This window comes from Eggerthella sp. AM16-19 (assembly GCF_003474385.1).
In the GTDB taxonomy this organism is placed as follows: domain Bacteria; phylum Actinomycetota; class Coriobacteriia; order Coriobacteriales; family Eggerthellaceae; genus Senegalimassilia.
Map to the genome: position 1 here is coordinate 37,917 of NZ_QUCY01000007.1, position 19,811 is coordinate 57,727.

Below are 19,811 nucleotides of genomic sequence, written 5' to 3' on the forward strand. Positions count from 1 at the left end.
TTTTGGCGCCAGCCGTTTCGCTTTCGACGGAGCGGGAGCGCGCATGGGATTCAAGGCGGGTTTTCGCTTAGATATGCAGTCGAGGCCCGTGCGGCGGATCTGATCGCGAACGATATTGCCACGGTGGAAAGCCCGTGCGTCACTGCTTCAAGGGACGCAGCTGCGTGAGGGTGCTTAGGCGTTCCTGCTCTTCGCGTTGCTGCAGGTCGGCCATCACCACGTGGCCGGCCATGGCGATGTCGCGGCACTTCTCGGGGGCAAGGCGGCTCCATAGGTACTGCGTGGCGATGCGGTCAACGCTTGCGAGCACAACATCCTGCATATGGCGCCCCTCGTCGGTGCAGGCCACGTACACGGCCTTGCGGTCGTCGGGCGCGCTCATGCGCTCGACCCAGCCGCGTTCGGCCAGGCGGTCGGTTGCCCGCACGGCGGTGGCGCTTGTGAGCTTCAGCTGCCGGGCAAGGTCGACGATGCGCATGGGGTAGCCTACTTCGCCCAAACGCTGCAGCACGCGGCATTCGCTGAAGGTGGCCCCGTCGCATGACTCCTCCAAGGCTTTCTCTATGCGCTTGCGCAGCACCTCGAAGGAGGCCAGGGCGCGGGAGGCGAAGAATTTGCGCGACATCTCGCGGGACAGCGGCGGCTCGATGGTGGCTCCCGCCATGACGGCGGCCTCGCAGATTGCGCGGAACGGCGCGGTTTGGGTAGGGAAGATGCGGTAGAGCTGGGCGATGATGGCGGGGTTGGCCTGCTCGATGTGCTTGATGCCGGCTTCGAGCACGCGCACGCGGCTCCCTCGTTTCCCGGGCGTATGGATGCGCTCGACGAAGCCGGCATCCTCCAGCGTGTTGACCGCATGGGTGATCACGTTGGGCTTCAGGTCCAATATGATGCCCAGATTCTTCTGCCCGATGGGCTCGGGCTCGGCGGCGGCAAGCTTCACGAGCACGCGATATTGCGTGCAGTTCAGGCAGCTTGCTTCGCGAAGGCCTTCCTTCAGGCCCTCATGGGCAAGCTCGAACGCCACGAAAAACGTTGAATCCAGAAGATATTTCCCGGGTTTGCGGTATTCGGTGGAGGTATCGCTCATGACGGCCTTTCGTGTCATCAAATCGTTGCACTGGTGAACCATGATACTTCTTTCTCCCCGTCTGTGGCTTATTCGTTTCATGTCCGCGTCAACCTTTCCATAATTCGGGGCCATGATGCTCGTCTGCCTTGCCGCTGCGCGCTGTGGCGCCCTTAGCGCGGTATACTGGTGACATGCCTGAAACCTAAGGTCGGGAGGGTAGCCATGAACATCGTTCACCGCGAGGACCAGCAACTGCGCGAGCATGCGCTCTTGAGCGCGGATGCGGCCAAGTCCGACGAATCCGAGGGCCGCGCGCGTTCGGGCGAGCCGGATTTCCTGCGAACCGAATTCCAGCGCGATCGCGATAAGATCCTGCATTGCAAGAGCTTCCGCCGCTTGTCGCACAAAACCCAGGTGTTCCTGGCCGCCGAAGGCGATCATTTCCGCACGCGGCTTACCCATACCCTTGAGGTTGCGCAGATAGCGCGCACCATAGCCCGCGCGCTCGGGCTCAACGAGGACCTGGCGGAGGCCATCTCGCTCGGCCATGACCTGGGGCACACCCCCTTCGGCCATACGGGCGAGGCCGCCTTGGCGGGATGCCTGGCCCGCCACCGCGGCATCGATGTGGCGTCCGCTCAGGTAGCCGCCCAGTATCGGCATAACGAGCAGAGCCTGCGCGTGGTGGAGCGCATCGAGAACGACGGGCGGGGGCTCAACCTTACCGCCGAGGTGCGCGACGGCATCCTGCACCACACCGGCGCCATCCGCGCGGAAACGCTTGAGGGCCGCATCGTGGCCACCGCCGACCGCATCGCCTACGTCAACCACGACATCGACGACGCCATCCGCGCCGGCCTGCTCACCGAGGAAGCGCTGCCGGCAAGCACGCACGAGGTGCTCGGCCCTGACCACTCCAGCCGCATCGAGCTTCTGGTGCGCGATATGGTGCGAACTTCGGCGGCCCTCGACGACATCGCGCTATCGGAGCCGGTGTGGGATGCCATGAGCGAGCTGCGCAGCTTCTTGTTCGCCAACGTTTACACCGCGCCGCAGGTGCTTGCGGAGGTCAACAAGGCGAAGTACCTGGTTTCGCAGCTGTTCGACTACTATGTGGACAATATCGAAGAGGTTCCCGAGGAATACCGCGCCATCGCCGAGGGCGACCGCCTGCAGGTTGTCACCGACTACATTGCCGGTATGACCGACCGGTATGCCACGGCCACCTTCAAGCGCCTGTTCGTGCCGCGGGATTTCATGAGGTAGCGCTATGGCGCATAGCGGGGGAGGCAGGGCTTGGGCGCCGCGTCCCGTTTGCGCGAGGTTCGTGCGGCTGGCTGCTCGAGTCCTCGCAGGAGACGGCGCGCCGCTCGCTGGGTTTGCCGACCCCCTCTCGCGTGAAAAGCAAGCCCTGTTTTCCTGATTCCGTTAGGGCTATAATCATGCGGCTATGATACAGAGAAGCGACATACAACCGGCGGTGCAGGCGGCCATCCCCATCATGCTGGGCTACGTGGCCATCGGCATCCCCTGCGGCATATTGGAAGACTCCATCGGCATGAACGCCTTGCAGGTGTTCTTCCTTTCGTGCATGTTCTATTCCGGGGCGGGCCAGTTCATGATCCCCAACATGTGGCTGGCGGGAAGCCCCCTGGCCTCCATCATCGCCAGCGTGTCGCTCGTGAACACGCGTCAGATGCTGTATTCGGCGTCTTTCGCGCCCATGTGCGCCAATGAGCGCAAACGGCTTTCGTTTTTGTTCTCCGCCACGGTCACCGACGAGAGCTTCGGCGTGAACATGGCGAACTTCGCCACGGGAACGTGGAACGTGCCGCGCGCCACCATCGTCAACATCTGCTCGTGCACCTCCTGGACGCTGTCCAACGTGGCAGGTGTCCTCATCGGAGGCGCGCTCGGCATCCCGCTCGCCATTGCCAGCTTCGCCATGACCAGCATCTTCATCTGCCTGCTGGTCACGCAGAAGATCACGTTCGAGAACGTGGTCGCCGCCGTGGTGGCCATCGTGGGCGTGTTCACGTGCAAGGCCGTGGGCCTGGCCGGCCCCGCCATCCTGGTCGGCGCCATCTTGGGCGTGGTCGCCGCCATGCTCGTCTCGCAAGTGCGCCGTCAGCGCAGGGCCGAGGATGCCGCGCTCGAGGAGAGGGCCGCGAAGGCCGCCGGGGAAGGGGATGATGCGCGATGAGCATGCACGACTTCTTCATCGTCTTCGCCACGTGCCTGGTCACCATGCTGCTGTGCCGTTGCCTGCCGCTGTTCGTGCTGAAGGGCCGCCAGCTGCCCGAAGGCCTGGCTCGCGCGCTCGGGTTCATCCCGCCTGCGGCGTTCGCCGCGCTTGTGGCCAACGACCTGCTCTCGCCCGGCATGTTCGACGCGGGCGTGTGGCCCGCCGCCATGCCGCTTGTCGCCGCAGCGGTGGTGGTCGTGGTCGCGCGCAAGACCAAGTCGCTGTTGTGGTGCGCCCTTGCCGGTTGCGCCAGCTATGCGCTGCTGGCGTTCTGCTTCGCCCCGGGCGCAGTGTAAGGCAGGACATTCCCGGTTTGCCGGGTGGGCGCCTGTTTCCCTCCGCGGCGCTTTCCCTCTCTCGGGTGGCGTCTCTTTTCTAGTAGGGCGAGCTCCGAATTATGCCATAAGCGTCGGTCGGTTCGATGGCAAAATCGAAGCGTTCGGATGAGCTTGCAAATCGACTGAGAAGCCGCTCCTTGACCTCGGTTGCGGAAATTAGTTGGCAAAACGCCTTTGCTTTGCCTGGTTTGATATAATCCCGCATCGTATATGTGCTAATGGGGACCGTAAGCGTTCGCACTGGCGAAGCGGCCGAAGCGCCGATCGAAGGAAAGAATGGGGACATTATGAGCGAACTGCTTTCGCAGCTGATCACGCCTGAGATCCAAGCGGCGTTTTCCGTCGTGGTCGTGCTGCTTGCCATCTTGTACATCCTGTCCATCGTGTGGGTTGCCCGCGATGCGTATATGCGCGGCACCTATTGGTATGTGTGGGGCATCGTCGCACTCGTCCCGCTCGTGGGCGTCGTGGCGTACTGCCTGCTGCGTCCGCCCCTGCTGCAGATCGACCGTGACGAGCAGGAGCTCGAGGTGGCCCTCAAGCAGCGCCAGCTCATGCACTACGGCGAATGCGCTAACTGCGGTTACCCCGTTGAGTCGGATTACGTCCTGTGCCCGAACTGCCATCAGCGCCTGAAGAACCTGTGCGGCCATTGTGGCCACGCCCTTGAGCCGGCATGGACGGTGTGCCCGTACTGCGCAAGCCCGGTCAGCGGCCAGCGCCAGGCGGCTCGTCGCGCTCCGCAGCCTCAGGCCGCCCCGCGTCAGCAGCGCCCGCAGCGTCCGGCGCGTCCCGAGGAATAGGCTGAACCCTTGTTGTACGCACGAGCCGTCCGATCGGACGGCTCGTTTTGCTTTTCGGCGCGCAAAGTCGCGGCCTTTGCGGGCTTGCCGTGGATGCCGCGCAGGCGGCGCGTGAAACTCCTATGCATGCGGTGGACCTTCATTTGGGATTCGCCGGTCTATGCGCTAGCATGGAGTGCGTCTGCATGCTATCTTTCTATAATCCCGTAAAACCGATGCGCAGGCGGTATGCACCTGCCCGGCTGAAGAAAGGAACGTATCATGGAAATCGTTTTGCCCGACGGCTCGAAGAAAACGCTGGACGCCGGGGCAACCGTCGCCGATGTGGCGGCTTCCATCGGCGCGGGCCTTGCGAAGGCCGCGCTTGCCGGTAAGATCGACGGCAAGCTCGTCGACCTGACCACCCCCGCCCACGATGGCGCCGCAGTCGAGATCATCACGGCGAAAAGCCCCGAGGCGCTGCACATCCTGCGCCACTCCTGCGCCCATATCATGGCCGAGGCCGTGCAGGAGCTGTTCCCCGGCACGCAGATCGCCTTCGGCCCTGCAACCGATGACGGCTACTTCTACGACTTCCTGCTGCCCGAGAACATCTCCTCCGACGACTTCGGCGCCATCGAGAAGAAGATGCAGCAGATCATCAAGGCCAACGAGCCCTTCGTCCGCGAGGTGGTCACCATCGACCAGGCGAAGGAGATCTTCGCCGACCAGCGCTTCAAGCTCGAGCACATCGACGACCTCGCCGACGAGCAGATCACCATCTACCGTCACGGCTCCTTCGTCGACCTGTGCTCCGGCCCGCACATCCCGTCTGCCGGCAAGATCGGCGCCATCAAGCTCATGAAGCTGGCAGGCGCCTATTGGCGTGCCGACGCAAGCCGCGAGCAGCTGCAGCGCCTCTACGGCACGGCGTTTTTCAAGAAGGCCGAGCTTGACGAGTATCTGCACAACCTCGAAGAGGCCGAGAAGCGCGACCATCGCAAGATCGGCCGCGAGATGGACCTGTTCATGATGCGCGAGGAGGCTCCGGGCTTCCCGTTCTTCCTGCCAAACGGCATGGTGCTCAAGAACACGCTGCTCGACTACTGGCGCGAGATCCATCGCAAGGCCGGCTACGTCGAGATTTCCACGCCCATGATCATGAACAAGCAGCTGTGGATGACCTCGGGCCACTGGGACCATTACAAGGACAACATGTACTCCACCGTCATCGACGATGAAGAGTATTGCATCAAGCCGATGAACTGTCCCGGCGGCGTGCTCGTGTACGCCTCCCAGCCGCGCAGCTATCGCGACCTGCCCATCCGCGCCGGCGAGATCGGCACGGTGCACCGCCACGAGATGCGCGGCGCCCTGCACGGCCTGTTCCGCGTGCGCTGCTTCAACCAGGACGATGCGCACCTGTTCGTGCGCCCCGACCAGCTCACCGACGAAATCGTGGGCGTCGTGCGCCTTATCGACTCGGTGTACCAGCAGTTCGGCTTCAAGTACCATGTGGAGCTTTCCACCCGCCCCGACGACTCCATGGGTTCCGATGAGGACTGGGAGGCTGCGGAGAACGGCCTAAAGACGGCTCTGGCGGAGCTTGGCATGGATTACGAGCTCAACGAGGGCGACGGCGCCTTCTACGGCCCGAAGATCGATTTCCACCTGGAGGATTCGCTCGGCCGTACGTGGCAGTGCGGCACCGTGCAGCTGGACTTCCAGATGCCGCTGAACTTCGGCCTGGAGTTCGTGGACCACGACGGCTCGAAGAAGCGTCCCATCATGCTGCATCGCGTGTGCTTCGGCTCCGTCGAGCGCTTCATCGGCATCCTCATCGAGCACTATGCGGGTAAGTTCCCCGTGTGGCTTGCCCCCACACAGGTCAAAGTGCTGTGCGTGTCCGAGAAGTCCCGCGATTACGCGCATCAGGTTGCGGCGCAGCTTGAGGAAGCGGGCATCCGCGTGGCAGTGGACGATCGCGACGCGAAGATCGGCTACAAGATTCGCGAGGCTCGCAGCATTGACCGCGTGCCCTATATGATCGTCGTCGGCGAGAAGGAGGCCGAGGAGGGCAACATCGCCGTGCGCGACCGCTCCAACGAGACGCATCCGTTCGAGACGGCCGACTTCATCGCGAAGGTGTGCGAGGAGATTCGCACCCGTGCGTAATGCGTCATAGCGGCAGCACCGTCTGCCCAGCATGTTAGATCGCAGCCCCGCAAGGTTTGCTTTGCGGGGCTGTTCAGGTATATGGCGCGGAAGCCGTTTCGCGCACGAAAGGGGAAGGCATGCGCTCGGCTGCTTCCAGATTGCATAAAGGGTTCTCGTTTGCGAATCGCTTTCGGGAGTGCAGCGATTGGATTTGCTGCGATGGCGCCGCATGGGCCGGACGCTGGGCTGCGTGGGCCCCTGGCGGGGCGGTTCGCGAAAAGGCGTTCTCGCATGTGGTGCTGGATTTGGGCTGCGGCAAGGGCGAGTACACCGTGGCGTGCGCGAAGCTGCGGCCTGACGTGCTGTTCGTCGGCTTCGACGTGGATGCGGTATGCACGCTTCGCGCTGCCGAGGCGGCAGCTGCGGCAGGCGTGGACAACGCGGTGTTCCTGATGGATGGCGTGCCGTCGTTTGGCGATGAGGTCGAAGCGGGGATTGCCGGCGGGGGCGCCGTTTCCTGCGGCGATTCCGGCAACCCTTCAAAAAGCAAGGCGCTCGAGCTTGCCGATCGTCCATGCAGCACCGCAACCGGTGCGTGCGGTGATTCGCCGGACGCTTCGTTGACGCCCGTCAAATGTCCCGAGCAGGCACATGCTTCCCGTGCATCCGCTCGTAAGGGAGCCCGTTCGGGCGCGCCCGCCGAGATCGACCTGTCGACCGTGTTCGCCGTCGGAGAGCTTTCGGCGCTGCTCATGAACTTCCCCACGCCGTTCCCGAAAAAGAAGAAGGCGCATCTGCGTCTGACGTATTTGGATCGTTTGATGGGGTATCGGCCGCTGCTCGGACGGGGCGCGGGCATCCGCTTGCGCACCGACAGCCAGCCGCTGTGCGATTTTTCCCTCACGCAGCTTGAGCTTGCAGGCTACGAAATCACGTGGCGAAGTGATGACGTCCGCGCCGAGCTCCCCGACGAGCCTTGGAGCGCCTACGAGCGCAAGCTCACCGAGCAGGGCGCCTGCGTGTTCGGCATTGCGGCATGCCCCGGACCCGCGCCCGAGCACGTGGAGCAAACGGCGCCGCTGTCGCTTGTCAGCTATTTGCCCGTCAACCTCGAGCAACTCGATTACATCCCGCACGGCATGCAGGGCTGCGTAGAGAACCTGCGCAACCGCAACGCCCGCGAACGCGCCCGCGGCAAGCAGGAGTTCCGCCCGCCGGTGATCTAACGGGCAGCTATCTGCGATAACTGATGCGCTTGGGCCGCCGCACTGTTTCAAGGACGGTTTGGGGACGTAGCGTTAAGTGTCCAAACCGTCCGAGTGCGTTCCGAGTCTTCTTGCGTGAGCCTGTGCGTTGGTTCTGGGCTGCGATGGTCCTGCCCGCCGTCTTGCGGGTTTGCGCATTCGCGGACCGGAATAGGGCTTCGAAACCTGGCATCGCGGCAAGCGTGGTAGCATCATTTCGCAAAGTAACTTCGCGGGAAGGGGAAGGGCAGTGTCCCAAAGCGATATTCGCACGTATGCCCAGGCTATGCGGCAGGCGAACAAGGAGGCGCGCGCCACGGTGGCGGCGCTTGTGTGCATCATCGTCGTGTGGCTTGTGGGCGGTTTCGGCCTGGCGGGCACCGATATCTGGGTGTTCCATACGCCGTTGTGGGTCATTGGCGGTTGCGTGGCGCCGTGGATCGCGGCGGTCGTGGCCGCGGTGGTGCTCAGCCGCCGTGTGTTCGCCGACTTCGATCTTGATGAGGTGGCGGGTAGCTGCCCTGCCGGCAGCGCCGATGCATCTGGTGGAGCTCGTGGCGCTGATACCGTTGCATACAATGGAATCGTAGCCGAACGTGATGCGGCTGGCGGCAATTTCGACGATGCGGCTAAGGACGGTGAGTAGCAATGGATAACTTCGTGGCGCTTATCCCGCTCGTCCTGTTCCTGGCCGTGGCGCTCGGCATCAGCTTCGTCGCGCGACGGCGCAGCGCTGGCGAAGGCGGCTTCGTCAAGGAATACTTCATCGGCAACCGCACGCTCGGCGGCTTCGTGCTGGCCATGACCACCATCGCCACGTACGGCTCGGTCAGCAGCTTCGTGGGCGGCCCCGGGCAGGCGTGGCTCGTCGGCTGGGGCTGGGTGTACATGGCCGTCGTGCAGGTCACGGCGCTCGTGCTGCTCTACGGCATCGTGGGCAAGAAGCTGGCGCTTGTGGCGCGCAAGCTCGACGCAGTCACCGTCATCGACGTCGTGCGCGCACGCTACAACTCCAACGCCCTTGCCAACATCAGCGCCGTCATCGTGGTGCTGTTCTTCGCCGCCACCATGGTCGCCCAGTTCGTGGGCGGCGCGAAGCTTTTCGAGGCTGTTACCGGTTATTCGTACATGGTGGGCCTCGTGCTGTTCGGCGCGGCGGTCATCCTGTTCACCACCATCGGCGGTTTTCGCGGCGTGGCGTTCACCGATGCGCTGTGCGGCATCATCATGCTCGTGGGCATCGCCGTGCTGGCTGCCGGCATCCTGACCGCAGGCGGCGGGTATGGCAACATCATGGACACCATCAAGGCGAACCATCCCGCCATGCTCGAGCCCTTCAGCGGCGGTAGCATGCCGGCCACGCTGTACTTCACGCAGTGGCTGCTCGTGGGCGTGTTCACCTTCGTCCTGCCGCAATCCATGGTGCGCTGCATGGGCTTCAAGGACACGAAGGCCCTTCACGGCGCCATGATCACCGGCACCGTGATCATCGGCCTTATGATGATCGGCGTCACGGCCTTGGGTGTGCTCTCGGCGGGCGTTTTGACCGGCAGTCTGGCAGATTACGGATCAAGCGTGGACAACATCATCCCGCGCGCCATCGCGCAGACGCTGCCGTCTTGGGCGGCGGGCGTGGCTATCATCGGCCCTATCGCGGCTTCTATCTCAACGGTGTCGTCGCTGCTGATCGCTTCGTCCTCGGCCATCATCAAGGACGTGTACCTGCACAGCTGCGAGGCTCGCGGCGTGCAGCCTTCCGAGCGCGGCATCTCCCGCGGCTCTCAGGCGGTCACGCTGTGCGTCGGCGCCATCGTGTTCGCCCTGGCCGTGGTGCCGCCCGACGTCATCTGGAAGATCAACATGTTCGCCTTTGGTGGCTTGGAGACGGCGTTTTTCTGGGTGATGGTGTGCGGCCTGTTCTGGAAGTGCGCCGGCAAGTTGGGCGCCTTGCTGTCCATGGTCGGCGGCACGGTGGCGTACTGCGCTTGCATGGCGGTGGGCTTCAAAGTGATGGGCCTGCACCAGATCGTCATCGGCATCGTCGTGGCGGGCGTGCTCATGGTGGTGGGCAGTCTTATCGAGAAATGTCCGCAAGCCGAACAGCAGCGAATCGATCAGGTGTTCTTCCCGGAATAGCTTGGCGAACGCCTAGCGGCGCTTAGGGCGCCGAACCACGAACGCCTCCCGCATCCCCGGCATCGCGACCGCCAGGGATGCGGGAGGCGTTTTGCTGCATGGTCCAGGCCGCTCGGATCGGTTTGCGGCCTTACGATTTGGTCGGACGGTTTGGGGACGGCAGCGGGGGCCAGGGCCGCCGCAGGCGACACCGCCGCAGGCGACACCGCCGCAGGCGACACCGCCGCAGGCGCCGCGGTCGTTACTTGCCGTCGTCTAGATGGCAATCGTCTATGCGCTTGCCCAGCTCGTGCATGTGGCGGCGGTACTCGCGCACGGCGCGCTCGGCGATGCGGCGCTCTTCCTCCCAGTCGCCATCCTTGAGGTGCTGCGCGAACGCTTTCGCGGCTTTCGCAGTGCGTTCGGCGGCAGCCTGGCGCGTTATATTCGCCTTCTCGCCGAGCTCCTTCAGGTCATCCTCATGCGCGGCATACTCGCGTCGGGCGAAATCGAGCATCTCGTCCATGGCTCGCTTGCGCTGGCTTTGGCGCTGCAGCGCGAAGGCGACATCTTCCCAAGCCGCCTCTTCGCCGGCGTCCCGGCGCGCCTTCGCCGCCATGCGCGCAGCTATCTCTTGACGTGCCATCATGCGCTCCAGCTCCAAGTGCTCGTGCAGGATGGACCGGATATCCTGGGGATTCTCCACGATTTCCTGCACGGCTTCGATCGGTTTCGCGTCCACCACGCGGTAGGTGAGCGATGCCAGAAGCGGCATGAGGAACACGGTGATGGCGCCTGCCGCCACCAGCACGCCGGCGGTGTCCTGGGCCATGGCGCCGGATTTCACGGCCAGGCTGGTCACGGCGACGATGATGGGAAGCGCCGTGGTGCAGTACAGCGCCACGGTGATGCGGTTGTGCATGGACAGCGCCTTGGCGTCGCGGCCCAGAGACAGCGCGACCACGATGGGCACGGCGCGCACGAGCAGCAGCGCACAGATGAACGTGATCAAAAGGCCCGGTTGCGCGCCCACGCCCGCCAGGTCGATCTTTGCGCCGGACACCACGAAGAAGACGGGCGTGAGGAAGCCGTAGCCGATGGCATCGAGCTTCGATTCCAACTCATGGTCGCCTTCGGGGATGATGTAGCGCAGCACGAAGCCGGCGGCGAACGCGCCGAGCACGATGTCCAAGTCGAATACCGCTGAAACGGTGACCAGTCCGATGAGCAGCACCACCGTCACGCGGACGAACGTCTGCGAGGTCGAGTTGCGCCTACGATGCAAAAAGCCGTACACGCCGTGGCCCGCTTTGCGCGCCTTCGACGGCACCACGGCCATCACCACGCATAACACGCCGAACAACGCCAGAATCAGCAGGGTCTGCCAGGTTTTACGGGCGGAAAGCAGCAGCGCCATGGCGAGCACGGGGCACAGCTCGCCCCAGGTGCCGAACGCCAGGATACCGTTGCCTACCTGCGTGCCTTCCAGCTTGCGTTCCTTCAGGATGGGCATGAGCGTTCCGAGCGCCGTAGTGGTCAGAGCGATGGCAACAGCAAGCCCATCGATGTGGCTCAGGGAGAAGCTAGAGGAGAAGTACACCGCCGTACACGCAAGCACCATAGAAACGGCCCAGGTGGCAAGGCCCTTCTTGCCTTGCGATCCCGATAGGCTCCTGGGGTCGATCTCGTAGCCTGCCAGCAGGAACAGAAACGCCAAGCCAAGCTCGGAGATCATGTTCATGGAGTCGGTCAGCTCGATCAGGCCGGCCATATGCGGGCCGAGCAGGGCGCCCGCCAACAGCAAGATGACGGTCTCCGGGACCAGCCCGCGCGGGATGATGCGCGCGATGATGGGCGCGCATGCGGCGATCAGGCATGCAGTGAAAAGCGAGATGAAATCGGTTGGCATGTTGCTTCCTTCGGAGGGGTGAGAGGCGTCAGGCGGTTATTTCGCCAGATATTCCTGCAGATCGTCCCAGGTGCGCGCCGCCTCGGCGTATCCTTGCGCGTACAGGTCAAGCAGCTTGTCCTGGTCGTGTTCCATGCTGTGCACCTCAACGGGGCGCTGAGGCTGTATGGCGAACACCTCGCCCGCCTCGTGCATGCGCGCAACTTGGCGGTAGGTGCGGTTGTACTCGACGTGGCGATAGCGCAGGCGCTCAAGATAGTGCGGGAAGTCGGCGTACATCTGCGAGAGCACCGGCATCAGCTTGTTGGCGCCCTTCTCGTAGGTTGCGTCCTGCGTGAGCACCACGATGTGCTTTTTACGCCCCGTCAGCAGGCTGTACGTGATCGGGACGCTGTCGCAGGTGCCGCCGTCGAGCAGCTTCTTGCCGTCCACCTCGACGATCTGGCTGACCAGGGGCATCGACGACGATGCGATCAAATAGGGAAGGTCGGCATTGCGGCCAAGGTCGCGCACGGCATGGTAGTCGGCCTCGCCGAGCTCAAGGTCGCTCGATACGGCCGTCAGCGTGATGGGGCTGTTTTTGAACGCCTGGAAGTCGAAAGGATCGAGCTTTTCCGGCACCTCGTGGAAGGCGAACTCCCTTCCGCAGGCGTTACCGGTATGCACGAAGCTTTTCATGGAAAGGTAGCGCGGGTCGTTGCAGTACTTCATATTAATGAAGCACGTTCGCCCGATTTCGCCCGATACATAGCAGTATCCGTTCAGCGCGCCGGCCGACACGCCGATCACCTGATCGCAGAACAGGCCGTGCTCCAAGAAGTAATCGAGCACGCCGGCGGTGAACTGCCCGCGCATGGCTCCGCCTTCGAGCACCAGGTTCACGGGCACGGCTTCCTTTCCTTCCCAAGCAGGTTTCGAGGCGAAAGGGGAAGAGGCCGGGTTCGCTTGGCGTGCGCTCTCGGCGTCGGATGCGCTCTCAGGCTTTTCAGAGCTGGCGCATTCCGGTGCGCGGCGCTCTTCGGAAAAGAGCGGGTTTCCCTGCTTCGCGTCCTCGGCTTCGGCTGCGTGCTCGGGGTGTGGCGGGATGGCGCGTTCGGCGGCGTTATGTTGTTCGGAGGGGAGCGTTTCGTTCATGGGTGCGGCCTTTCTCGTGTTCTGCTTCAAGTATAGCCCGAGTGCCCGCGCACCTTCCCATACCTTCACAGCGTCACCGTTTCGTAACGCCTTCTATCGCAATGGTACTAAAACAGTAACAAATATGTGACGAAGGCGTCGAAGCCCTTCCTTTGGCGGCTGCGATGGCTACAATGGGGCCATGAAACAGGTGGGCCGGCAGACCGGTTGGTCCGCCGGCCCCGGAGCGACCAAGGAGGTCATCATGTCCCAGATCATCTCTTCTGCCCAGTTCGCCGCCGAAGTGGAAGGCGCCGACGTTCCCGTGCTCGTAGATTTCTTCGCAACGTGGTGCGGGCCATGCAAGATGCTCGCCCCCACGCTCGACCAGGTTGCCGCAGAGGTTGCCGGCCGCGCCAAGGTGGTCAAGGTCGACATCGACGCCAGTCCCGATCTGGCGCAGCGCTTCGGCGTCATGAGCGTGCCCACGCTTGCGGTGTTCAAGGGCGGCAAGCTGGTGAACCAGGCCGTGGGCGTGCAGCCCAAGCCCGCCATCATGGGCCTGCTCGGTATGTAAGGCCCTTGCTCGGAGGTGTTGCTTGCAGGCATGCCGCGAATGCTCCGATCGCGCTACCTCCAGCCCGAACCGATGAAAGAGCAAACCGGCGCTAACAAGTCTCGTGCCCAAAGGGTCTCCATAACCCTGTGATATCATCTCCGCCGGAAATCAAGCGAAAGGCGTCGCCCCGAATGGGACGGCGCCTTCGTTTACGATAGCGGCGAAGACCTGCCGTGCGCGTTATGCCCTTCGTGCGGGGGCTCGCACGGCAGTGCTTGTCGCCAGGCACCCCGGCCCTTTCCCGGTTCACCGGTTCTGGGTCCCAAGACAGGAGGAAACGCGTGATCACGCGCTCGATGGTCCCCGAGTACCTGAAGTACATCCTGCCCACCATGCTCACGTTCACGATGGCGGGCATCTACGGCGTCATCGACGGCGTCTTCGTCGGCCATGCCGTCGGCGACGCCGGGCTTGCGGGCGTCAACGTGGCATACCCGCTCGTGTGCCTTATCCTGGCGGCGGGAACGGGCCTTGGCATGGGCGGCGGCGTGATCAGCTCCATCGCCCGCGGCAAGGGCGAGGCGGAGCGCTCGCAGCGCATCGTCGGCGTCACCTTGTTCATGCTCGTGGTGGCCTCGATCCCCATCTTGGCGCTGTATTCCCTGTTCGCCGAGCAGCTGTGCCGGGTGCTGGGAGGCCAAGGCGAAACGCTTTCGCAGGCGGTCTGCTACCTGAAGGTCATCGCCCTCGGCGCGCCGTTCCAGGTGCTGGTCACGGGCTGCACGCCGCTGATCCGCAACAAGGGCATGGTGGCATTCGCCATGTGCGTGCAGATCTTCGCGGGTTTGGTGAACGTGGTGCTCGATTACCTGTTCGTCATGGTGTGGGGCCGCGGAACGGCCGGCGCCGCCGAGGCGACGGTGGTTTCCCAAGCGGTCGCCTTCCTGTTCGTGCTCGGGTTCTTCCTGCACCGGGATAACCGCGTCCCGCTGCGCGATCTTCTACCTGACGGCTCCATTTGCGCGCACATCCTCAAGCTCGGCGCTGCGCCGTTCGGTTTGACGCTGCTCCCCGAGGTGTCAACGGTCGTCAACAATATCTCGCTGTCCTGCTATGGCGGCGAGACGGCGCTGGCTGCGTATGCCGTCATCGCCTATGTGGCCTTCTTCGTGCAGATCATGATCCAAAGCGTCGGCGACGGCAGCCAGCCGCTCATCAGCGTCTATCGCGGCGCCGGCGATGCCGACGCGGTGCGAAGGCTGCGCAACACCAACTATCTGGTGGCCATCGCGTTCGGCTTCGTGGGCCTTGGCATCATGTTCGCGGTGCGCAACGCCATCCCGCTGCTGTTCGGCGCCTCGGATATCGTGAAGCCGGTCATCGCGTATGCGCTGCCGGTGTTCTCCATCTGCTACATCTTTTATGGCTTCACGCATACCACCACCTCGTATTTTTACGCGGTCGACGATTCGCGTTCTTCGAACACGCTTGTCATCGCCGAGTCCATCATCGTGTGCGTCGTGGTGTTCATCATGGGCCTGCTGTTCCAGGTGGACGGCATCTGGTTCTCGCCCACGGTGCTGCAGATGCTGCTGTGCATCATCGCCGGCACCCTGCTGTATCGCCGCCATAAGGCGCAGAAGGAGTAGGGAAGGGAAGGACCTGGCGCGCCGGGGTTTCCGCAGCAACCGCCGCAGCGCGATTTCGCCATCGCGCGGTACCGCTGTCGGTCTGTAGAAATGGTACCGACATAGTAACAGTATCGTGGAAGGCCGCTTGAGCCCCTATACTGAGCGCAAGACATACAGCGAACGCGGCTTCGGGCCGCGGATATGGGGGATACCTATGAACAGCAAATCGATCGACATGCAGGGTGGATCCGGACTGCCGATTGCGTCCGGCGCCTCGGTTGCGACTGATGCCCTGGTCGCACCTGGCATCCCGGTCGCACCTGGCGATTCTGCTGCGTCCGGCGGCGCGGTCGCGTCAGAGGCGAACGGCGGCGAAACCTTCGACGTCGCCGTCATCGGCGCAGGCCCGGCGGGTTTGACCGCGGGCTTGTACGCCGCGCGCGCGGGCTTGCGCACCGCGGTGTTCGAGCAACTCTCGCCCGGCGGGCAGCTCACGCAAACCGAGCGCATCGAGAACTACCCGGGGTTTTCGGAAGGAGCCGGCGGCTTTGAGCTTGCATGGTCCATGAAGGAGCAGGCCGAACGCTTCGGCGTGCAGATTATCAACGAGGGGGTCTCCTCGCTCGACCTGGCGTTGCCGGTGAAGCAGCTGCGTACGCCATACGGGTCCTACGGCGCCCGAAGCGTCATCGTGGCCACGGGAGCCCGTCCGCGCAAGCTCGGCGTGCCCGGCGAGGCGCAGCTTACGGGGCGCGGCGTTTCGTATTGCGCCACCTGCGACGGCAGCTTCTTCCGCGGGAAGACCGTCATGGTGGTCGGCGGCGGGAACACCGCCGCGGCCGATGCCATCTACCTTTCGCGGCTGGCCGAGCGCGTCATCCTCGTGCATCGCCGCGACAAGCTGCGCGCAACGCCCGTTTATCACGACCAGCTGGCGAAACTTGAAAACGTCTCCTTCATGTGGAGCACCGAGGTGCGCGCCTTGCACGGCGAGGAGGGCAAGCTGGTTTCCGCGCAGGTCGAGCATCTAAGCGACGGCGCCTTGGAAACCGTGCCCGTCGACGGCGTGTTCGTGGCGGTGGGCACGCAGCCCAACACCGAGTTCCTCGCAGGCGCCTTGCCCCTTGACGCGGGCGGCTACATCGCGGCCTCCGAAACAGGGGAAACCCCCATCCCAGGCGTGTTCGCGGCGGGCGATGTGCGGGCGAAAGCCCTTCGCCAAGTGGTCACGGCGGTGTCCGATGGTGCAGTCTGTGCGGAGCAGGCTGCAAACCATGTCGCAATCTGATAAGATTTTACGGTTCGACAACGGCCCTGCCACGCTTATCGCGTCTGCAGGGCCCATGCCGCGGGTCCGTCCGCGGCCACCGGCAACATATGACGAAGGATGCACCGACCATGCAAGATAGCGAAATGCGCGACAAGCTGGAGAAGATCATCAAGGCTTACGAGGAGCTGCAGGCCAAGATGAGCGACCCTGCCGTGCTTGCCGATCAGAAGGAATACAACAAGCTGGCAAAGGAATACTCCGACCAGGGCGAGCTGGTGGAGAAGTCCCGCGAGTACCTGCAGGCCTGCACCGACATCGACGAGGCCAAGGAGATGCTCGGCGACCCCGACATGAAGGAGTTCGCGCAGGAGACTATCTCCGCCGCAGAGGCCAAGCTTCCCAGCTTGGAAGAGGACATCAAGTTCCTGCTCATCCCCTCCGATCCGGCCGACGAGAAGGACATCATCGTGGAGATCCGCGCCGCGGCCGGCGGCGATGAGGCCGCCATCTTCGCGGGCGACCTGTTCAAGATGTACGAGCGCTTCTGCTCCTCGCGCAAGTGGAAGATCGAGCTCATGGACGTCAGCCCCTCCGATGCGGGCGGTTACAAGGAGGTCCAGTTCAAGGTCAAGGGCGACAAGGTGTACTCGGTCATGAAGTTCGAGTCCGGCGTCCACCGCGTGCAGCGCGTTCCCAAGACCGAGTCCCAGGGCCGCATCCACACCTCCACCGCAACGGTGGCGGTGCTGCCTGAGGCTGACGAGGTCGAGGTCGACATCAACGAGAACGACCTGCGCATCGATGTGTACCGCGCCGGTGGCCCGGGCGGCCAGTGCGTCAACACCACTGACTCCGCCGTGCGCATCACGCACCTTCCGTCGGGTTTGGTCGTGCAGTCCCAGGACCAGAAGTCCCAGCTGCAGAACAAGATCGCCGCAATGGCCGTTCTGCGCGCCCGCCTGTACGAGAAGATGCTCGCCGAGCAGCAGGCCGCTGAAGGCGCCAAGCGCCTGGCTCAGATCGGCTCGGGCGACCGTTCGGAGAAGATCCGCACCTACAACGGCCCGCAGGACCGCGTGACCGATCACCGCATCGGCTTCAACTCCACCTACACCAGCGTGCTGCAGGGCGACGGCCTTGACGACGTCATCGCCGCGCTTCAGGCCGCCGATCGCGCTCAGAAGCTCGAAGAGGCCGTGTAGGTCAGAAATCCCATCAGGGGTAATCGCATCGCGGCGCGGATGAACCGTGCCGCGATGCGTCGATCGCCGAAGGCGCGCCACCGCAGCAACGGTGCCGCGCCTTCGGCGTTGTTTTGCGCTGGTCGGTTTGATTGCCGGCTTTGCGGATACGGCTCCGCGTCGCAGGCGTTTGTTTGCGGGGGAGCGGGCGTGGGCTCGATGGAAGGCGAAGGAAACGGAACATGGGCGATATGTGGACGATCAAGGCCGCGCTCGATTGGACGGTCGGTTATCTTGAGCGCAAAGGCGACGAGAATCCGCGCCTTTCGGCCGAGTGGCTGCTGTCGGAGGCGTGCGACATGTCCCGCATCCAGCTTTACGTCAGCTTCGATCGCCCCTTGTCGCTTGAGGAGCGCGATATCCTGCGCGGCTACGTCACGCGTCGCGGCAAGGGCGAACCGTTGCAGTACATCACCGGGTATGCGGCTTTCCGGCACATTCAGGTGAAGGTGCGCCCAGGCGTGCTCATCCCGCGACCCGAAACCGAGGTGCTCGTCAGCGAGGCGCTCTCGCTTCTGCCCGCGGCGCACCGGCGCGTTGCACTTGACAGCACCATCGACGCTTGGGAAGGGGATGCGCTCATCGCGGCCAAGGCAGCTGCGGCCGAGGCTGCGCAGGACGGCTCGGACGACGCGTCGGAGACATTGAAGCGCTCCCATCAGGCTATTAGCGCTTACTTGGATGCTCAGCAAGATCATGATGACGGCGATGGCTGCGATCGCCCCGATGGTTCCGCGGTCGCAAAGCCCCGACCCTTGCTGGTCGCCGATATCTGCACGGGAAGCGGGTGCATCGCGTGCTCGGTTGCCTACGAACGTCCCGATACGCGCGTCATCGCAACCGACATAGCGCCCGAGGCGGTGGCGCTTGCCAAGGACAACGCCGCCGAGTTGGGGCTTTCCGGCCGCGTCCGCATCGAGCGGGGAGATTTGGGCTCGCCGGTGCCCGCCGCTGCAATGGGCCGGCTCGATTTAGTGGTTTCCAACCCGCCCTACGTTCCCACGGCGGTGCTTGCCGAGATACCTCGGGAAGTGACCGATTTCGAGCCCGCGCTCGCCTTGGACGGCGGCGCCGACGGCAACGATATCCTTCGCCGTCTACTGCCTTGGACGGCGGCGGCGCTTCGCCCCGGGGGCGGTTTCGCCTTCGAGCTGCACGAGACCTGCCTTGATGCTGCGGCGGAGCTGGCGCGGCAAGCGGGTTTCCATCAGGTGCGCATCGCCGACGACCTGGCCGGCAGGCCGCGCGTGCTCACCGGCGTCAAGCCGGTGTAAACCGGTAACCGCATTCTGTGGAACAGCTTGAAGCGCCGCAAATCGCATGAAAACACCGAACGAAACGGCCTCGTTTCCCGGAGTGGGAAACGAGGCCGTATTGCGTTCGAACGGGGGATGGGTGAACGGGGGACGGATTATTCGACCCCTAGGTGAATGGGGTACGGAGGTGCGTTCGCAACCAGAGCACGCCTTTGCGCCTCCGTTCGCCCGCACGCATGCTGCTAGGGTGTCGGGCTGCTTACTCGATGCCGATGGCGGGGATGTTTCGCGGCATGTTCGCTCCGGCGGCCGCGATGCCGTCGCGCTCCATCTGCTTTCCGATTTCCACGTACAGGGCTGCATCGGCGGCGTTCTGGGCAACCTCCTCGTCGGTGAGCGTGCGGATCTGCTTGGCGGGAACGCCCACCATGACGGCCCGGGGCGGCACCTCGCGGCCTTCGGGCACCAGCGCGCCGGCGCCGATGAGCGCCTCCTTGCCCACGTGCGCGCCGTTCATCACGATGGCCCCCATGCCGATGAGCACGCCGTCCTCGACGGTGCACCCGTGCACGGTGGCGTTGTGGCCGATGATCACATTGCGGCCTACCGTCAGCGGGAAACCCGCGTCGACGTGCAGGCTGCATCCTTCCTGTACGTCGCTGCCCTCGCCGATGACGATCCGTTCGCCGTAATCGGCTCGGATCGCGGCCTCGGGTAACACGGTGGCGTCGCGCGCCAACTCGACGTCGCCGATAACGGTGGCGTTCAGCGCGACTCGCGCCTCGGGATGCATTTTCACGTGGCGATACCCTTCGGCGGGTACCAGGTTCTCATGGCTGTTCATGCGAGGCCTCCTTGTGCGGCTTTCGGCTTGGGCGG

17 protein-coding genes are annotated in these 19,811 nt (G+C 64.0%); 13 read left to right on the top strand and 4 right to left on the bottom strand.

Features of this window, described 5'->3' with window-relative positions; genetic code table 11:
* Positions 1-139: 139 nt before the first annotated feature.
* The gene (locus DW178_RS04045; protein WP_286168500.1) at positions 140-1,132 is read right to left on the bottom strand and encodes a MarR family transcriptional regulator; all 993 of its coding nucleotides are present in this window, start codon (positions 1,130-1,132) and stop codon (positions 140-142) included.
* Positions 1,133-1,294: 162 nt separating this feature from the next.
* Between DW178_RS04045 and DW178_RS04050 the strand changes: the two genes are divergently transcribed.
* From DW178_RS04050 to panF, 8 genes are all read left to right on the top strand, one after another.
* Entirely contained in the window at positions 1,295-2,338 is a 1,044-nt protein-coding gene (locus DW178_RS04050; RefSeq protein WP_118349804.1) for a deoxyguanosinetriphosphate triphosphohydrolase, read from the top strand.
* A gap of 184 nt (positions 2,339-2,522) precedes the next feature.
* A complete protein-coding gene (locus DW178_RS04055; protein WP_286168501.1) occupies positions 2,523-3,275 on the top strand; it encodes an AzlC family ABC transporter permease in 753 nt (250 codons plus the stop codon).
* Positions 3,272-3,613 (top strand): AzlD domain-containing protein, encoded by a 342-nt coding sequence (locus tag DW178_RS04060; protein WP_114620371.1) that lies wholly within the window; start codon positions 3,272-3,274, stop codon positions 3,611-3,613. Before DW178_RS04055 ends, DW178_RS04060 begins: the two co-directional genes overlap by 4 nt.
* A 329-nt stretch (positions 3,614-3,942) precedes the next feature.
* The gene (locus DW178_RS04065; protein ID WP_118349805.1) at positions 3,943-4,458 is read left to right on the top strand and encodes a zinc ribbon domain-containing protein; all 516 of its coding nucleotides are present in this window, start codon (positions 3,943-3,945) and stop codon (positions 4,456-4,458) included.
* 261 nt (positions 4,459-4,719) lie between these two features.
* Positions 4,720-6,612: a threonine--tRNA ligase gene (gene thrS, locus DW178_RS04070; RefSeq protein ID WP_118349806.1), complete on the top strand. Its 1,893-nt coding sequence runs from the start codon at positions 4,720-4,722 to the stop codon at positions 6,610-6,612.
* Positions 6,613-6,887: 275 nt separating this feature from the next.
* Positions 6,888-7,820 (top strand): class I SAM-dependent methyltransferase, encoded by a 933-nt coding sequence (locus DW178_RS04075; protein WP_158574050.1) that lies wholly within the window; start codon positions 6,888-6,890, stop codon positions 7,818-7,820.
* A gap of 268 nt (positions 7,821-8,088) precedes the next feature.
* Positions 8,089-8,484 carry a YhdT family protein gene (locus DW178_RS04080; RefSeq protein ID WP_118349808.1) on the top strand — a complete coding sequence of 132 codons (396 nt, stop codon included), beginning with the start codon at positions 8,089-8,091 and terminating at the stop codon, positions 8,482-8,484.
* Positions 8,485-8,486: 2 nt separating this feature from the next.
* Entirely contained in the window at positions 8,487-9,974 is a 1,488-nt protein-coding gene (panF, locus tag DW178_RS04085) for a sodium/pantothenate symporter (RefSeq protein WP_118349809.1), read from the top strand.
* A gap of 241 nt (positions 9,975-10,215) precedes the next feature.
* Here panF and DW178_RS04090 read toward each other — a convergent pair whose 3' ends face one another.
* Entirely contained in the window at positions 10,216-11,862 is a 1,647-nt protein-coding gene (locus DW178_RS04090) for a cation:proton antiporter (RefSeq protein WP_118349810.1), read from the bottom strand.
* Between the two features lie 36 nt (positions 11,863-11,898).
* Positions 11,899-12,996 carry a patatin-like phospholipase family protein gene (locus DW178_RS04095; protein WP_118349811.1) on the bottom strand — a complete coding sequence of 366 codons (1,098 nt, stop codon included), beginning with the start codon at positions 12,994-12,996 and terminating at the stop codon, positions 11,899-11,901.
* Positions 12,997-13,240: 244 nt separating this feature from the next.
* Here DW178_RS04095 and trxA point away from each other — a divergent pair, with 244 nt between their 5' ends.
* From trxA to DW178_RS04120, 5 genes are all read left to right on the top strand, one after another.
* Positions 13,241-13,552: a thioredoxin gene (gene trxA / locus DW178_RS04100; RefSeq protein WP_114620363.1), complete on the top strand. Its 312-nt coding sequence runs from the start codon at positions 13,241-13,243 to the stop codon at positions 13,550-13,552.
* A gap of 323 nt (positions 13,553-13,875) precedes the next feature.
* A complete protein-coding gene (locus DW178_RS04105) occupies positions 13,876-15,183 on the top strand; it encodes an MATE family efflux transporter (RefSeq protein WP_118349812.1) in 1,308 nt (435 codons plus the stop codon).
* A gap of 196 nt (positions 15,184-15,379) precedes the next feature.
* Positions 15,380-16,453, top strand: a complete 1,074-nt coding sequence (trxB, locus tag DW178_RS04110; protein WP_286168502.1) for a thioredoxin-disulfide reductase — start codon at positions 15,380-15,382, stop codon at positions 16,451-16,453.
* 110 nt (positions 16,454-16,563) lie between these two features.
* A complete protein-coding gene (gene prfA, locus DW178_RS04115) occupies positions 16,564-17,637 on the top strand; it encodes a peptide chain release factor 1 (protein WP_286168503.1) in 1,074 nt (357 codons plus the stop codon).
* 221 nt (positions 17,638-17,858) lie between these two features.
* Positions 17,859-18,950, top strand: coding sequence for a N5-glutamine methyltransferase family protein (locus tag DW178_RS04120; protein WP_118349813.1), 1,092 nt, complete (start codon positions 17,859-17,861; stop codon positions 18,948-18,950).
* A gap of 241 nt (positions 18,951-19,191) precedes the next feature.
* On the opposite strand, the gene DW178_RS04125 is transcribed toward DW178_RS04120, so the two are convergent.
* The gene (locus DW178_RS04125) at positions 19,192-19,776 is read right to left on the bottom strand and encodes a gamma carbonic anhydrase family protein (RefSeq protein WP_114620360.1); all 585 of its coding nucleotides are present in this window, start codon (positions 19,774-19,776) and stop codon (positions 19,192-19,194) included.
* Positions 19,777-19,811 lie beyond the last annotated feature (35 nt).

Coding starts and splice junctions, on each gene's coding strand:
- DW178_RS04055 (WP_286168501.1), top strand. CDS start 2,523: ATGATACAGAGAAGCGACATACAACCGGCGGTGCAGGCGGCCATCCCC.
- DW178_RS04125 (WP_114620360.1), bottom strand. CDS start 19,776: ATGAACAGCCATGAGAACCTGGTACCCGCCGAAGGGTATCGCCACGTG.
- thrS (WP_118349806.1), top strand. CDS start 4,720: ATGGAAATCGTTTTGCCCGACGGCTCGAAGAAAACGCTGGACGCCGGG.
- DW178_RS04045 (WP_286168500.1), bottom strand. CDS start 1,132: ATGGTTCACCAGTGCAACGATTTGATGACACGAAAGGCCGTCATGAGC.
- DW178_RS04095 (WP_118349811.1), bottom strand. CDS start 12,996: ATGAACGAAACGCTCCCCTCCGAACAACATAACGCCGCCGAACGCGCC.
- trxA (WP_114620363.1), top strand. CDS start 13,241: ATGTCCCAGATCATCTCTTCTGCCCAGTTCGCCGCCGAAGTGGAAGGC.
- DW178_RS04060 (WP_114620371.1), top strand. CDS start 3,272: ATGAGCATGCACGACTTCTTCATCGTCTTCGCCACGTGCCTGGTCACC.
- trxB (WP_286168502.1), top strand. CDS start 15,380: ATGAACAGCAAATCGATCGACATGCAGGGTGGATCCGGACTGCCGATT.
- panF (WP_118349809.1), top strand. CDS start 8,487: ATGGATAACTTCGTGGCGCTTATCCCGCTCGTCCTGTTCCTGGCCGTG.
- DW178_RS04120 (WP_118349813.1), top strand. CDS start 17,859: ATGGGCGATATGTGGACGATCAAGGCCGCGCTCGATTGGACGGTCGGT.
- DW178_RS04050 (WP_118349804.1), top strand. CDS start 1,295: ATGAACATCGTTCACCGCGAGGACCAGCAACTGCGCGAGCATGCGCTC.
- DW178_RS04090 (WP_118349810.1), bottom strand. CDS start 11,862: ATGCCAACCGATTTCATCTCGCTTTTCACTGCATGCCTGATCGCCGCA.
- DW178_RS04065 (WP_118349805.1), top strand. CDS start 3,943: ATGAGCGAACTGCTTTCGCAGCTGATCACGCCTGAGATCCAAGCGGCG.
- prfA (WP_286168503.1), top strand. CDS start 16,564: ATGCAAGATAGCGAAATGCGCGACAAGCTGGAGAAGATCATCAAGGCT.